Origin of the sequence: Formosa sp. L2A11, from assembly GCF_009796865.1 — a bacterium.
In the GTDB taxonomy this organism is placed as follows: domain Bacteria; phylum Bacteroidota; class Bacteroidia; order Flavobacteriales; family Flavobacteriaceae; genus Formosa.
Genome location: NZ_CP047028.1, coordinates 490,743 through 506,359 on the forward strand (window position 1 = coordinate 490,743; position 15,617 = coordinate 506,359).

The window sequence follows — 15,617 nt, forward strand, 5'->3', positions numbered from 1 at the left end:
AACAGTTGTTTAATTTAAACGGTTGTTTAATTTTGTGCTCGTTTTATTACAAGAACAGGAGTATGAAGTTAAACGAAAAGAAGATTAAAATTTTACTTACCGCAGAAAAGCTATTTGCAGAAAATGGTTTTGATGGGACAACCATAAGAAAAATATCTAGAGAGGCTAAAATTAACATCGCCATGGTATCTTACTACTTTGGTTCTAAAGAAAAACTTTTAGAAGCTCTTTTAATTTATCGTATTTCAGATTTCGGGACAGAATTTGATTCTATTATAACCAGTAAAGGCAATCATATTGAAAAGGTTGATGCTTTTATAGAAATGGTAGTAAAGCGCATTCATAAAAACAGACGGACACACAAAATCGTAAATTTTGAATATTCTAATCCTTTTAGGAAAATTAATTTTGATGCTTACGAAAACTACAAAAAAGAGAACTTTATTTTACTTGAAAAGTTTGTAAAAAGTGGTCAAGAAGAAGGTGTTTTTAATAAAGATGTTAACATCGAGATGATTATTCCTACCATTTTAGGAACCTATTTTCATTTTTACTACAATAAACAATTCTATAAAAACCTATTAAATTTTAAAGATCAAGTAGAAGTAGACAATTATGTACATAATCAATTAACCCTACATATTAAACAAATCATAAAAGCTTTATTAACTTATGAAAAGTAGATTTCTAGTATTTGCTGTTCTTGGCATCTTGTACACTTTGCAAAGTCAGGCACAACAAACAAAACCGCTTTCTATTCCCGAAGCAGTGTATTTAGTTTTAGAAAACAGTGATGGTTCTAAAATTAGTAATGCAAAAATCGCAACTTCAGAATATGAAGTACAAACAGCTAAAGCATTGCAATATCCAGATGTTACCGTTGGAGGGCAGTACAGACAATTAACAAATGTAGATTTTTCTTCAGACCTACTAACAGATGAAACATCAGGAAGTACAACAATTCCGGATATAAATCAATTCATGGTAGGGAATTTAGATATCACTATGCCTTTATTTTCTGGTTTCAAAATTAAAAACACAATTGAAGCTAGTAAAAACTTACATACAGCAACAACCTATCAGGCTAAAAACACGAATGAAAAGTTAGCGCTTCAAACCATAAATCTTTATATCAGTTTATATAAAGCAGAACAGTCTGTTCTTTTGTTTGAAGAAAACCTAGTTAGTGCAAAACAACGTGTTACAGATTTTACCAACATGGAAAAAAATGGCATTTTAGCACGTAACGATTTATTGAAAGCACAACTTCAAGTGTCTCAAGTAGAAATTTCTTTAGCAGATGCTAAGAAAACAAAAAACATTTTAAACTATCGTTTAGTCACGCTTCTTAAACTTCCAGAAGGGACAATTTTAGAAACAATTTCAGACAACTTCGGAATTTCACCTACAACTGTAGAAACAGATTCTATTTATAGAAACGATTTAGAAGCTTTAAAATATCAAGAGCTTGCAACAGAAAATCAAATTAAAATTGCCGAGGGTAATTATTATCCAACTATAGGTATTGTTGGCGGATATATGGCGGTAGATATTCCAAATGCATTTACACTAACAAATGCTATGAATATTGGTGTAGGCATCTCTTATAATATCTCAGATATTTTTAAAAACAAAAGTGAAGTTGCTGTAGCTAAAAGTAAAGCAGATGAACTAAAATATACTATAGATAAAGCTACAGATGATATTAAAGTAGAAATAGAAAATGCGAATCAGGAATATCAATTAGCATTTAAGAAATTAGAACTTTATGCAAAGTCTGAAGAACAAGCTATAGAAAACTACCGTATTGTAAAAGACAAATTCGATAACGGACTTGCAGATACGAACGATACACTTGAAGCAGATTTAGGACAACTTCAGGCAAAAATAAACATGGCTTTTGCTAAAGCAAATATCTCTCAAAAATATTACGAGCTATTAACAGCACAAGGGCAATTAACAACATTAATAAACAACTAGTAACGAAATAATAAAATGGAACAGGAGCAAAAACAAAAGACTAATAAGAAATTCGTACTCATAATTTCTGTTATACTTATTATCGGAATTATTTATGGTGGATATAAATTTATGCACTCGTTATCTCACGAAGAAACAGACGATGCACAAATTGAAGCAAACATGACGCCTATTATTCCTCACGTAGGTGGTTATATTCAAGATGTTTTGGTATCAGACAATGCTTTAGTAAAAAAAGGAGATACACTACTAATTATAGACAATACAGACTATATGATTCAGTTATCTCAAGCCGAAGCAAATGTTTCTGCTGCAAAAAGTGGATTAGCAGTTTCTCAAGCTAGTATTGGAACATTTGCTGCGAACTCTCAAGCCGCATATTCTCAAGCAAATTCTGCTAGTTTAACTATAGAAACAGCAAAAATAAAATTATGGCGTGCTCAAAACGATTTTAAACGTTATGAAAACTTATACGAAAACCATTCTATTACTGCACAACAATACGAACAAGCTTTAGCAGGAAAACAAGAAGCAGAAAAACAATTAGAAATTTTACAAAGTCAGCAAAAAGCGAGTGCTAGCCAAAGTAATGCGGCATCTCACCAGACTACAATTTCTAAAAAGCAAGTTACTGTTGCAGAATCTAGAATAAAATTAGCAGAAGCGCAATTAAATGCAGCGATTCAGAATATAAATTACACGTTTGTTACTGCGCCTATAGATGGACAATTATCTAGTGTTAGAATACAATCAGGTCAATTTGTACAACCAGGTCAATCTTTATTCTACCTAGTTAATACTCATGAAAAATGGGTTGTTGCTAATTTTAAAGAAACACAATTAGAAAAAATGACTATTGGCCAAAAAGTAGGGATTAGTGTAGATGCTTACCCAGATTATGAATTTGAAGGTGTGGTTTCAAACTTCTCTCCGGCAACAGGATCTAAATTCTCTTTATTACCTCCAGATAATGCTACTGGAAACTTTGTAAAAACCATTCAACGTTTACCTGTAAAAATTGATTTTACAGACAACAATGATGCAGAAGCATTTAAAAAATTACGTTCTGGAATGAATGTAAATATAGATGTGCATTTAAAATAAATTATGCAAGAGATGGAAGACGAAAACAGTTTAGTTGAATATGGTTTCAGAAGGGTAATTATTACCATAACCGCAGTGTTATGTGCGCTTTTAGAAATTGTAGATACGACCATTGTAAACGTAGCACTAAACGACATGAAAGGTAGTCTTGGTGCCACTTTAACAGATGTGGCTTGGGTAATTACCGCCTATGCCATTGCAAATGTTATTGTAATACCTATGACCAGTTGGTTGTCTAAACAATTTGGACGTCGAAATTATTTTGCTACGTCTATTATAATTTTTACAACAGCATCCTTTCTATGCGGTAACGCAACAAACATATGGGAACTTGTAGCTTTTAGGTTTATTCAAGGTCTTGGTGGTGGTGCATTATTAGTAACTGCACAAACCATTATTACAGAAAGTTACCCGATGGCAAAACGTGGAATGGCGCAAGCTATTTACGGTATGGGAGTTATTGTTGGGCCAACGCTTGGTCCTCCTCTTGGGGGTTATATTGTAGATAATTATTCTTGGCCTTATATTTTTTATATCAATATTCCGCTAGGGATAATCGCTACGTTCTTAACTATTATGTATGTTAGAAGTCCGAAATACGGAGAAAAACTAAAAGCAAGTCAAGTAGATTGGTGGGGCATTGTGTTCTTAGCCACATTTATAGGCTCGCTTCAATTTGTATTAGAACATGGACAACAAGACGATTGGTTTGATAATTCTTTAATTATATCGTTAAGTATAGCTTCATTTTTTGGATTAATACTTTTTATCTGGAGAGAATTAGTTTACGAAAATCCTATAGTGAATTTACGTGTTTTAAAAGATAGTAACTTAAGAGTAGGAACGATAATGACCTTTATTTTAGGTTTCGGATTGTACGGCTCTACATTTATTATTCCAATTTACACACAATCTGTATTAGGTTTTACAGCCACAGATGCCGGACTATTATTAATTCCGAGTTCAATTACCACAGGTATTATGATGCCTATAATAGGAAAACTTATTCAAAAAGGAGTCCCTCAGAAATACCTTGTAACTGCAGGATTCTCCATTTTCTTTATTTATAGTTTATGGATGTATTTAGAAATGACTCCAGACACAGGAGTAGAACACTTTTTCTGGCCACTTGTTGTTAGAGGAGTTGGTTTAGGATTATTATTTGTACCTATTACCACCTTATCACTTTCTACATTAATGGGAAAAGATATTGGAGATGGTGCTGCTTTTACAGGAATGACAAGACAATTAGGTGGATCTTTCGGGATTGCTATTATTACAACTATGATTTCGCGTTGGGCACAACAACATCGCGTAGATCTAATAGCGAATCTAGACCCTACAAAATTTAATGTGCAAGAACGCGTTCAGAACTTACAATATATGTTTATGGGTAAAGGATTCTCGTTTAACGAATCTTTAAATAAAGCTTATGAACTATTAGACTTGTCTGTATCTAAACAAGCTATTGTGCTCTCGTATATGGATATCTTTTTATATCTAGGTATACTATTCTTAATCTGTGTTCCTTTTGTATTACTTATAAAAAAAGGAGCCGGAAAAGTAGACATGAGTAATGTACATTAATTAGTAATGTTTTAAATAACATTATACCGAGAATTAGATTAAAATACATTTTATATTTATTTATAAAAAAACGTGCTAGATTATATGTCTAACACGTTTTTTTTATGAACATAATTTAGTTAATCTACTTTAAAACAATATTCTGCTCCCAAGTAATTCCACTAATATCCGTTAACTTTAAAGTATAGTTATTATGCTTTAAAGACTTAAGTCTATCATTTTTTATAGTTAATTTGGCACGAGCTCCTAAGGGAATAATTAAACTATGAGCTCCTGGTTTTACTTTTGCTACATATGCATTATCAATCATTTCTGGTTTAAACTGAGATAACTCTGCTCCTGAAAACGACAAAACAGATGTATTATCTTCATCTAAAATAGCTATACCAATCAAAAAAGAACCATAAGCATCTACACCTTCTACACGAAAGACTTCAAAATTTAAAACTCCTTTTTTAATATTTGCATTAGAAATTTCAACAATAGGTTTAACAGATTTGTTATGTAAAGGTCCCCAAAGACCACCATGAAAATATTGGTTGGTAAATAAGGTTAAAAATAAAATTCCTAAAGCACCAACTAAGGCCAATTTGGATAACAGTTTTGTAGATAAAGGAATCGCACCAGAACCTAGCCAACTAAACACTCCTTTTTTTGTAATTGCAAACTTCTTTTTCTGCATATAATAGTCTAAAGAGTATCTTCCGCTTCCTGTTAAAAATAGCGTAAATCCAGTAGCAATACCCAAAACACCTATTTGCCACTCGTCTAAACACGTTGTTCCTAGCCAACCAGAACCAAGTAATATACCCATTGCCAATCCAAAAACGCCAATACTCATTAAGCGTGTAAAAAAACCTAACATAATTAATAATCCTACAATACCTTCAATAATTGTAAAACTCGCCATGGCCCACCAAAGCGCTTCTGGATTCTCTACTAAATGAAGAATTATAGGTTTTATACCTAAAGCATTAGGCAAAAAGTGATTGAATTTTTCTCCGATATAACCTGCAGTTTCCGGATCTAATTTGTTTGCTAATATTAATCTGCGCCAGAAGGCAGAAAAATAAGTCCACCCTACAACTAATCTTAAGCTGAGTGTGAACATGCCAGCCATAGTATATGACTGCGATATTTTTGAATTCATGAATGTATATTTTGTATAATAAAAATTTATTTAAACGTATTAAGTCTTACGCTAAAATGAAATCTTTCTTGTTTTTATACAAAATATAAAGCGGCACTTTTAAAGGTGTTACATATTGATTTACTGTTTGAAAAGGAATTTGCTTTTCCGAAAATGAAACAAACTTTAAACCTATATAATCCGAGTTTAAAAGAACTAAATCGTTAGGCTTACTTTGTTTTTTATTGTGACTTGAAGCACTTATTTCTGAAGCAATAAGAGAGACACAGTTACTATTTAATTGAGCAACTTTGCTCTTACTAGTAACCTCTGTTTGTTCAATATCTAGAACGGATTGTAGACTATTTCTAACCGAACACGGAGACAATAACAAGAGCATTCCAAGAGTGAAAATCTTAAAAAATTGACCGATGTTAATATGTAGTTTTCTGTTAGGCATACTAGTTTTTAAAAATAGAAAATGTAAACAAGCCAAACTGTTATTGTGATGTTAAATTTATGGTGTAAAAAAGACGTGTCAGATTTTATTATCTAACACGTCTTTTTTTATATCAAGTATAACCGTTATAGTAAATTAATTGAGCTCTTTATTTTCTTGCTCTTCTATTTCACGAGCTTTAGACAATGACGTTGCTACTAACCCTGCTGGTATTGTTACTATTCCTACTCCTATTATAAGTATGCAAAATGTAAAGATTTTTCCTCCGGTAGTAATTGGATAAACATCTCCGTAACCCACAGTTGTAAGTGTAACTACCGCCCACCAAGCACTATGAAAAATAGATGCAAAAACTTCAGGCTGTGCTTCATTTTCAAAATAATAAATTCCCGCGGATGCTAGAAATACAAATATTGCAGTAACAATTAAGAATAGAATAATTTCTTCTCTAACTATTTTAGCAGCCAAATGAAACCTATGCAATGCTTTATTATATCTAATAAGTTTTAAAGCTCTAAATATTCTAAACACTCTAAATGCTCGTAGAGCTCTAAAATCTAATGTCCCTTTTAAATAGAATGGTAAAATAGCCATAAAATCTATTATACCGTAAAAGCTAAAAATATACTTTAAGGGTTTTTCTGCAACATAAACACGAATTATATATTCAACAGAAAATATAACGACACAAAATGTTTCAAAAAGATCTAAATAATATTTTACATCATTAGAAATATTTGGTAACGTTTCTACAGAAAAAGCAATAAGAGAAAATAAGATTAAAACTTGTATTAGATAATCAAATAACTTTCCACTTTTACTCGTATTATCTTCTACAATAGATCTTAATTTTTCTCTCATATTTCTTTAAATCATTTACCTATTAAAAACTACATACGCTCAGGAACCTGAATTCCTAATAAACTAAATGCATTTTTAATAGTTGCAGATACTGCTTGCGCTAACTGTACTCTAAATATTTTTTCATTTAAATCGTCTGCACCTAAAATAGATACATTTTGGTAGAATGAATTAAATTCTTTTACTAAATCGTAAGTGTAATTTGCTATAATAGCAGGACTATATTGTGCTGCTGCTAATTGAATAGTTTCAGGAAACAACTGTAATTGTTTTAACAACGATTTTTCTTTGTCGTGTAATTCAAGCTTTGGTGTTGCCACACTATAATCGAAATCTGCTTTTCTAATTATAGACTGAATTCTAGCGTAAGTGTACTGAATAAAAGGTCCTGTGTTTCCTTGAAAATCGATAGACTCTTTAGGGTCGAATAAAATACGTTTTTTAGGATCTACTTTTAATATGTAATACTTTAATGCGCCAAGACCAATAGTACTATACAATTCATTTTTTTCGTCTTGAGAATAACCATCTAATTTCCCTAATTCTTCAGAAATTTCTCCTGCAGTATCCGCCATTTCAGAAATTAAATCATCGGCATCTACAACAGTTCCTTCTCTACTTTTCATTTTTCCGCTAGGTAAATCTACCATTCCATAACTTAAATGAAACAAGTTTTTAGACCATTCGAAACCTAATTTTTGTAAAATTAAGAATAAGACTTTAAAGTGATAATCTTGCTCGTTACCTACAGTATAAACAAGTCCGCCAACATTAGGATAATCTTTTATACGCTGTATTGCTGTTCCTATATCTTGCGTCATGTAAACCGCAGTTCCGTCTGAACGTAATACAATTTTCTCGTCTAAACCTTCTTCTGTTAAATCGCACCATACAGATCCGTCTTCCTTTTTAAAGAACACGCCGGTCTTTAAACCTTCGGCAACAAATTCTTTTCCTAATAAATAGGTATTACTTTCGTAATAATAACAATCAAAATCTACTCCTAAATTTTTATAAGATACTTCAAAACCATCATAAACCCATTGATTCATGGTTTTCCAAAGCGATACAACTTCATCATCTCCAGCTTCCCACTTTAACAACATAGCTTGTGCTTCTAATAAAATAGGCGCTTGTTTTTTAGCATCGTCTACAGAAAGTCCGTCTTCTAATAAAGCTGCAATTTCTTTTTTATATTCTTGGTCGAATTTTACATAGTAATTCCCGACTAACTTATCTCCTTTTAAACCTGTACTTTCTGGTGTTTCTCCATTACCAAAACGTTTCCAAGCCAACATACTTTTACAAATATGAATACCACGATCGTTTATAATCTGAGTTTTATAAACATTTTTACCAGAAGCTTTTAAAATTTCGGCTACACTGTATCCTAATAAATTATTTCTAATGTGTCCAAGGTGTAATGGTTTGTTTGTGTTTGGCGAAGAATATTCAACCATAACAGCTTTCTCATTTTCATTTAGTTTAACATATCCAAACGTATTATCAGACTTAATACTATTAAACCAATTTTGGTAATAAGCATCTGCAATTACAATATTAAGGAAGCCTTTTACAACATTATAGCCCGTAACATCTTCTACTTCTTTAAGTAAATATTCTCCTATAGCTTCACCAATTTTTACAGGATTACCTTTTACAACGCGTAACATTGGGAAAACCACTACAGTGATATCACCTTCAAACTCTTTGCGAGTTGATTGAAATTCTACAGATTCCAATTCTGCATTATAAATGGATTTCACTGCTTGTTTGACGTGTTGCGACAAAGACTCTTGTATACTCATTACAATTGATTTTATTAAGATGGCAAAGATACTATTTTTCTCATATTAATAATAAGGTTTACAATATGGAAAACACCACTTAAAAATAGTAGTTATCATATAATTAAGGATATCGATATAAAAAAACGACTTCATTTAAAATTTCATTAATTAAAAGGACTAAAAAACACAATATAATAAGACTTGTTCAGTTTTTAAATAAATACCCTAAGAAAGAGAAAGTAGGTTGTTTTTCTATGTTTTTGGTAGTTGGTCGAATACTTGTATGTAGGTAAATACCACGATTACATTTCAACTAATAAATTGGTATTAAACCGCTTAAATTATGATTTTAGAAGACATTTCATAACTTTGCTCATTATTTGCTATTAATCTATTAAATCTTCTTTGTGAGGGAGAAGTATTTACTATAAAATTTAAGTAACATATATCTTATTATACGGCTATAAATAGTCCATACAATAAGGTTACGTCTACACATGTATGAAAAAGATAATTTATCTAATTATTCTTTTATTTGTATCTTTTAGTTACGCACAAACTAAAAATATAGATAGCTTGACCGTTGCTTTGGCTTTCCAACAGACAGATGCTTCAAAGATAGCAACGTCTATAGAACTAGTAGAACAGTTATACGATCATAAAGACTATAATCTTGCTCTAAAATACGTTCTTGAAGCCGATAAGCTAGCTACTAAACTAAACTTTATTCCAGGTCTTAGTAAGATCGCCTATTTAAAAGCTTTAATATATAATAAGAAAGAAGATTATTTAAATGCTATAAATCATTTTTCTGAAGCAAAAACACTTTATGAAAGTTTAGACGACACACTTGCTATTGCTCGTATAAATAATCAAGTTGGTCTTATAGAAATTTCTCGTGGTTACTATAAAGAAGGTTTAGAACACACCCTTTCTGCAATCAATGAACTTGAAAAAAGACATTTAGAAAGAGAATTAAAAGACACCTATAAAGGATTGGCTACAGCGTATTTTAATAATGAAAAATACGATAAAGCTATAGAATTCAACCTTAAACGTTTAGAAATAGAAGATTTAAACGGAGACAAAAACTCTGTTACTGAGGTTATTAAAAATCTAGCAGGATTATATTCCTTAAAAAAAGAACACCGAAAATCTATTGAATACTACGAACGTATTTTAATGTTAGACCATAATAATAACGACTCTATACGCTCTGACATATTACCAAAATTAGGACATGAATATGTACAGTATAGAGATTATGACAAAGCAGGATTATATCTCTCTGAAAGTATAGATTTAAATAGAAAATTAAAAAACATACCGGGTTTAATTGAAACCTTAAATAATTGTGGAGAATTAAACTACAAACGCGGTAAATCTGGTTTAGCAAAATTAAGATTAGTTGAAGCAAATTCTCTTTTAAAGACAAATGACGATAAAGCTGAAGAACTTAAAAACTATTGGCTTTTAAAAATAGTAGATTCTATACAACACGATTACCAACGTGCTTTTACTTGGCAAACTAAATATCATAATTTAAAAGATAGTTTAAAAGTAGCTGCAACCGCATTATCTGTAAATAAAGAAGGGGAAATACAAGGTATGGAAAACTTTGACTCTTTACAGACAGAAGTAAATTCCCAAGCATCTTCAGTTAACACAACGCTTCATGGAGATACTAAGAGAAAGTTTGATAGACTACAAATTATTACTTATGCCTTATTAGCTGCCTTTGTTATTGTTTCTACATTCTTAGTTCTTATTTATCTAAACAGAGATAGAAGAATTAAACAAGCAATAGATCTTGAAGCTAAAAACGAAAAAATTGAAATTCAGAATAAAGCGATACTAGAACAATCTGCTCATTTAGAAAATATAAACAATATTAAAGATCGTTTATTCTCTATAGTATCTCATGATTTAAAGGATTCTTTAACCTCTATTAATGGATTTATAGATTTACTAAAAGACGGCTCTTTAACGCGTCAGGAATTTGATAGATTAATTCCAGAACTAAGTGAAAATGCAAACAACGCTTCTTTATTGTTGTTTAATCTTTTAAACTGGTCTAAATCTCAGATGCAGGTTCTAGAACCTAATGCGACTTTATTCGATATTAGAGAAGTTATATTAGATAAAATAAAATTAATAGAACACAAACTTGTAGATAAGGATATTGAACTTGTAGATAATACACTACGTGATTTTGTATATGCAGATTATAGTATGGTAGAAATTGTGATACAAAACCTACTAACTAATGCTGTAAAATTCACAAAAGCAGGAGACAGCATCACGATTTCAAACCAAATAAACAATGGTAAATCTATAATTAGTATTGAAGACACCGGTATTGGAATCTCTCAATCTAATATTCAAAAACTATTTAAATGTAACACCTTCTCTACTAGAGGAACTAAGAATGAAAAAGGAACAGGCTTAGGACTTTCTATATGTAAAGAGTTAATAGATTTAAATAAAGGTAAAATTTGGGTTGAAAGTATTGTAAATTCTGGTAGTACATTCTTTGTAGAATTACCAAAAACACAACAAGAAAGTCCAGAATTAAGCTTGGGGTAAAAACACCTCAGCCATCATACAACGTGCACTTCCACCTCCACAAGCTTCAATAGTATCTAAAGAACTGTGTATAATTTTACAATGTTTAGTGATTTTACTAATTTGAGATTGTGTTAAAGATTTGTAAGCAGAACTGCTCATAACTAAAAACAACTCGTTATTAGTTCCTCTAACTTGAAGCATATTCCCTGCAAAATGATGCACTTGAGATTCTGTAATAGCAATTACTTCCTTACCTGTTTCTTTTAAGTGCTGAAGTACGAGTTTACGTTCCTTCTTATCATCTATAGATTCTAAACAAATAACAGCAAAATTTTCAGCTAAACACATCATAACATTAGTATGGTATATTGGTTTTCTTTTCCCTTCTACTGTCTGGTTCGCTGTAAAAACAACAGGGAAATAATCGAAATCTTCACAAAACTCTATAAATAAATCTTCGTCTGCTCTTGGAGACAATGCACAATAGGCCTTTCCGTTTACACGATCTAACAATAAACTTCCAGTACCTTCTAAAAATAAATCTTCATCTTCTGCACTTGTAAAGTCTATAATATCGTTAATAACAAAACCTTCCTTCTCTAATGTATCTAAAATATCTTCACGACGCTCAAAACGTCTATTTTCAGCAAACATAGGATATAAACCAACAGTTCCGTTTTCATGAAAAGAGATCCAGTTATTAGGAAAAATAGAATCTGGAGTATCAGATTCATCTGTATCACTAACAACAATAACACGTAAACCAATAGCTCGTAATTTCTCAACAAAAGCATCAAACTCTTGTTGCGCTCTTACGTTTACCGTTTCTGGCAAAACACCTTCCATAGCTGTTTGATAATAATTATTAACTGCTGTTTGTTCATTCATCCTAAAATTTATAGGGCGAATCATCAAAATGGTATTTGTGGTATGTTGCATGTTTGTGTAAAATTTCGCGTAAAATTAGTCTTTTTTATGATATAAAAGACGTGTTTTATTCAGCCTGATTAATTAAAGAAATTAATTGATTCATGTTATCGAATTCTAATGTAGCATGCCCTTTTAATTGCCCATGAATATCGTGTGCAGTAAATCCAAAAACATCAAATCCACCAGCCTTAGCAGCTGTAACACCAGAAAAACTATCTTCTATAACCAAGCATTCTTCTGGCTTAAAGCCCATTGTTTCTGCGGCCCATAAAAACACCCCAGGATCTGGCTTCCATTTTCCTATGGTAAAGCAGCTAAACAAGTGCACTTCAAAATACGCCAACAAACCAGTTAATTCTAAATTTAAACGCATTTTAGATTCTAGTCCGCTAGATGCTACACAGAAAGGAATATTTAATTGTTTTAATTCTTTAACAACCTCTTTTACGCCTTCTATAGGTTTAATCTGTTTCTTAAAAGCTGCAACGCTCAATCTTCTATATTCTGCTTCAAAATCTTCAGGTATGGGTTTAGTTACTAAGGCTCTAATTTTATCAAGACAGGTTGCCATAGAACACCCTTTAAATATTTTAAGAGCTGCATTTAAATCTAAATCTGCACCATATTTATTGGCCATATCTGCCAAAATACCATTACTTATAGCTTCACTATCTACAAGTACACCATCGCAATCAAAAATTATACACTTATATTTACTCATAATCATGGAGTTGTAGATGAAACTTCTAATACTTTACCGTTATAGAATGTGTTTCCTGTTAATGAAAAATTAAATATATATTGTGCCATAGATGTTGCACTTATTGGTGCAATATAGCCAGGAAAAGCTTCTTCTAACATTTCTGTCTGCACAGCTCCTAGAGCCAATACATTAAAAGCAATTCCTGATTCTTTATATTCTTCTGCTAATAATTCTGAAAGCGTAATAACAGCTCCTTTACTTGAACTATATGCTGCTAAACCAGGGAACTTCATACTGCCTTGAATGCCTCCCATAGAACTTACAGTTACCATATGACTTCCTTTTACCATATACGGAAGTAGTGTTCTGGTTAACTCTGCCACTCCAAAAACATTAGTAGCGTATACCTGCTGAAAATCTGAAGTGGTTAATTCTGAAAATGGTTTATTTATTAATGCTCCTGCATTATGAATTAAAACATCTACTTGTTTCCAATTCGTAGCAACATAAGCATTCACTTTTTCGAAATCTGATGCTTCCTTTAAATTAAAACAAAATGTAGTTACATTTTTTAAATTCAATTTAGAAACAGGCTTATCGTTTCTAGACAGAGCCAGCACTTGGTGTCCAGCTTCAGAAAAATATTTCACTAATTCTAAACCAATACCACGGCTTGTTCCTGTTATAATAACATTTTTCATATAGTAATACGTTAATTAAATCTTCAAACTTATTTCGAAAACAAAGATACTTTCCCACAACGAAATGACATAGCTTTTAATAAGACTTTATCTATTTGTGTTTTTTTTGAATATTTAGGCATAAAAAAAGCCATCTCGAGGATGGCTTTTTTAAATATATGTTAACTTCGATTATAATAACATCGAAATTGGGTTTTCAATAAATCCTTTTAATGTTTGAAGGAATTGAGCTCCTGTAGCACCATCGATCGTTCTGTGATCGGCAGCTAAACAAAGTTTCATAGTATTACCTACTACAATTGCACCGTCTTTAACAACTGGTTTCTGAACAATTGCTCCAACAGAAAGAATTGCTGAGTTAGGTTGATTGATAATAGATGTAAATGTTTCTATACCAAACATACCTAAGTTAGAGATAGTAAACGTACTACCATCCATTTCCTCAAGAGTTAATTTCTTAGTTTTAGCTTTAATTGCATATTCTTTTACAGCTGCTCCAATTTCAGTCAACTTACGTTGATCTGCAAATTTAACAACTGGTACAAGAAGACCATCTTCAACAGCAACTGCTACACCAATATGTACATGGTGGTTTAATCTCATTTTGTCGTCAAACCATTGAGAATTAACTTGAGGATGTTGTTTTAATGCCATTGCACAGGCTTTAACCACGATATCGTTAAATGATATTTTAGTATCAGGAACTGCATTTACTTCCTTACGGAATGCAATTGCATTGTCCATATCAAACTCTACATTTAAATAATAGTGAGGTGCAGTAAATTTAGATTTCGCTAAATTTTTAGCAATAGCCTTACGCATGTTAGAGTTTTTAATTTCTTCAAAACTCTCTTCTGATACTGGAGCAGAAGTTCCGGCAGCAGCAGCTGGTGCTACAGCTTTAGGTGTAAAGTTTTCAACGTCACGTTTAATGATACGTCCACTTTCTCCTGATCCTGGTATATCTGCGATGTTAAATCCTTTTTCGTCTGCAATTTTCTTAGCTAATGGAGACACAAATAAACGTCCACCATCTTTAGTTACTTTTGGAGTTTCTGAAGGTGCTGGTGCAGCTTTTTTAGCAACAGGTGCAGCAGCTTTTGGAGCCTCTGCTTTTGGTGCAGCAGCCTTAGGTGCTTCTGCTTTTGGAGCAGGAGCGGCAGCAGGTGCAGAACCAAAATTACTAGCTACAGCAGATACATCTGTTCCTGCAGGGCCAATAATTGCTAATAAAGAATCTACTTTAGCAGACTCCCCTTCTTGTAATCCAATATATAATAAAGTTCCTGTATTGAAAGATTCGAATTCCATAGTGGCTTTATCCGTTTCAATCTCAGCAAGAATATCACCTTCTTCAACATTATCACCAACTTTTTTCAACCAAGTAGCGACAGTACCTTCTTCCATAGTATCGCTTAAACGCGGCATAGTAACCACGATAACACCTTCTGGAATAGCAGCACTTTCTGAAGCTTGAGCAGGTGCTTCGGCAACAGGTGCCTCGGCAGTAGCTTCTTCAGCAGCAGGTGCGCTAGCACCACCTATTAGTGCAGAGATATCTTCTCCTTCTTCACCAATAATAGCTAATAATTCATCTACTTTAGTTGTTTCTCCTTCTTGGACACCAATATAAAGTAAAGTTCCTTCATGGAAAGATTCAAATTCCATTGTTGCTTTATCTGTTTCGATTTCAGCAAGGATATCACCTTCCGATATTTTATCTCCAACTTTTTTCAACCACGTAGCAACAGTACCTTCTTCCATGGTATCGCTTAAACGTGGCATGTTAATAATTTCAGCCATA

At 32.1% G+C, this 15,617-nt stretch carries 13 protein-coding genes; 5 read left to right on the top strand and 8 right to left on the bottom strand.

Translation table 11 applies throughout. The annotated features are described in order from the left end of the window. The first annotated feature begins 62 nt into the window (after positions 1-62). Genes GQR95_RS02230 through GQR95_RS02245 form a run of 4 tightly spaced genes read left to right on the top strand, consistent with a single transcriptional unit; the run spans position 63 to position 4,671 of the window. Positions 63-683: a TetR/AcrR family transcriptional regulator gene (locus GQR95_RS02230; RefSeq protein ID WP_159021602.1), complete on the top strand. Its 621-nt coding sequence runs from the start codon at positions 63-65 to the stop codon at positions 681-683. After that, on the top strand, positions 673-1,980 hold the full coding sequence (locus GQR95_RS02235) for a TolC family protein (protein WP_159021603.1): 1,308 nt from the start codon (positions 673-675) through the stop codon (positions 1,978-1,980). The genes GQR95_RS02230 and GQR95_RS02235 overlap by 11 nt, the downstream gene beginning before the upstream one ends. A 15-nt stretch (positions 1,981-1,995) precedes the next feature. Then, positions 1,996-3,084 (top strand): HlyD family secretion protein, encoded by a 1,089-nt coding sequence (locus GQR95_RS02240; RefSeq protein ID WP_159021604.1) that lies wholly within the window; start codon positions 1,996-1,998, stop codon positions 3,082-3,084. 3 nt (positions 3,085-3,087) lie between these two features. Further along, the gene (locus GQR95_RS02245) at positions 3,088-4,671 is read left to right on the top strand and encodes a DHA2 family efflux MFS transporter permease subunit (protein ID WP_159021605.1); all 1,584 of its coding nucleotides are present in this window, start codon (positions 3,088-3,090) and stop codon (positions 4,669-4,671) included. Positions 4,672-4,795: 124 nt separating this feature from the next. Here the strand turns inward: GQR95_RS02245 and GQR95_RS02250 are convergent, their stop codons facing one another. The 4 genes from GQR95_RS02250 to argS all read right to left on the bottom strand — a co-directional run bounded on the left by GQR95_RS02250 (position 4,796) and on the right by argS (position 8,929). Next, positions 4,796-5,821, bottom strand: coding sequence for a TQO small subunit DoxD (locus GQR95_RS02250; protein WP_159021606.1), 1,026 nt, complete (start codon positions 5,819-5,821; stop codon positions 4,796-4,798). A 46-nt stretch (positions 5,822-5,867) separates the two neighbouring features. After that, the gene (locus GQR95_RS02255) at positions 5,868-6,260 is read right to left on the bottom strand and encodes a hypothetical protein (RefSeq protein ID WP_159021607.1); all 393 of its coding nucleotides are present in this window, start codon (positions 6,258-6,260) and stop codon (positions 5,868-5,870) included. 135 nt (positions 6,261-6,395) lie between these two features. After that, positions 6,396-7,121 carry an ion transporter gene (locus GQR95_RS02260; RefSeq protein ID WP_159021608.1) on the bottom strand — a complete coding sequence of 242 codons (726 nt, stop codon included), beginning with the start codon at positions 7,119-7,121 and terminating at the stop codon, positions 6,396-6,398. Positions 7,122-7,150: 29 nt separating this feature from the next. Beyond that, positions 7,151-8,929, bottom strand: a complete 1,779-nt coding sequence (gene argS, locus GQR95_RS02265; RefSeq protein ID WP_159021609.1) for an arginine--tRNA ligase — start codon at positions 8,927-8,929, stop codon at positions 7,151-7,153. 483 nt (positions 8,930-9,412) lie between these two features. Between argS and GQR95_RS02270 the strand changes: the two genes are divergently transcribed. Continuing rightward, positions 9,413-11,497, top strand: coding sequence for an ATP-binding protein (locus GQR95_RS02270; protein ID WP_159021610.1), 2,085 nt, complete (start codon positions 9,413-9,415; stop codon positions 11,495-11,497). On the opposite strand, the gene ctlX is transcribed toward GQR95_RS02270, so the two are convergent. The 4 genes from ctlX to GQR95_RS02290 form a co-directional block, all read right to left on the bottom strand. Then, positions 11,483-12,418: a citrulline utilization hydrolase CtlX gene (gene ctlX / locus GQR95_RS02275; RefSeq protein ID WP_159021611.1), complete on the bottom strand. Its 936-nt coding sequence runs from the start codon at positions 12,416-12,418 to the stop codon at positions 11,483-11,485. The two genes, GQR95_RS02270 and ctlX, sit on opposite strands and share 15 nt — an antisense overlap. A gap of 55 nt (positions 12,419-12,473) precedes the next feature. Then, the gene (locus GQR95_RS02280; protein ID WP_159021612.1) at positions 12,474-13,130 is read right to left on the bottom strand and encodes an HAD family phosphatase; all 657 of its coding nucleotides are present in this window, start codon (positions 13,128-13,130) and stop codon (positions 12,474-12,476) included. Positions 13,131-13,132: 2 nt separating this feature from the next. After that, positions 13,133-13,813 carry an SDR family oxidoreductase gene (locus GQR95_RS02285; protein ID WP_159021613.1) on the bottom strand — a complete coding sequence of 227 codons (681 nt, stop codon included), beginning with the start codon at positions 13,811-13,813 and terminating at the stop codon, positions 13,133-13,135. 171 nt (positions 13,814-13,984) lie between these two features. Continuing rightward, positions 13,985-15,616 (bottom strand): pyruvate dehydrogenase complex dihydrolipoamide acetyltransferase, encoded by a 1,632-nt coding sequence (locus GQR95_RS02290; protein WP_159021614.1) that lies wholly within the window; start codon positions 15,614-15,616, stop codon positions 13,985-13,987. Between the last annotated feature and the right edge of the window lies 1 nt (position 15,617).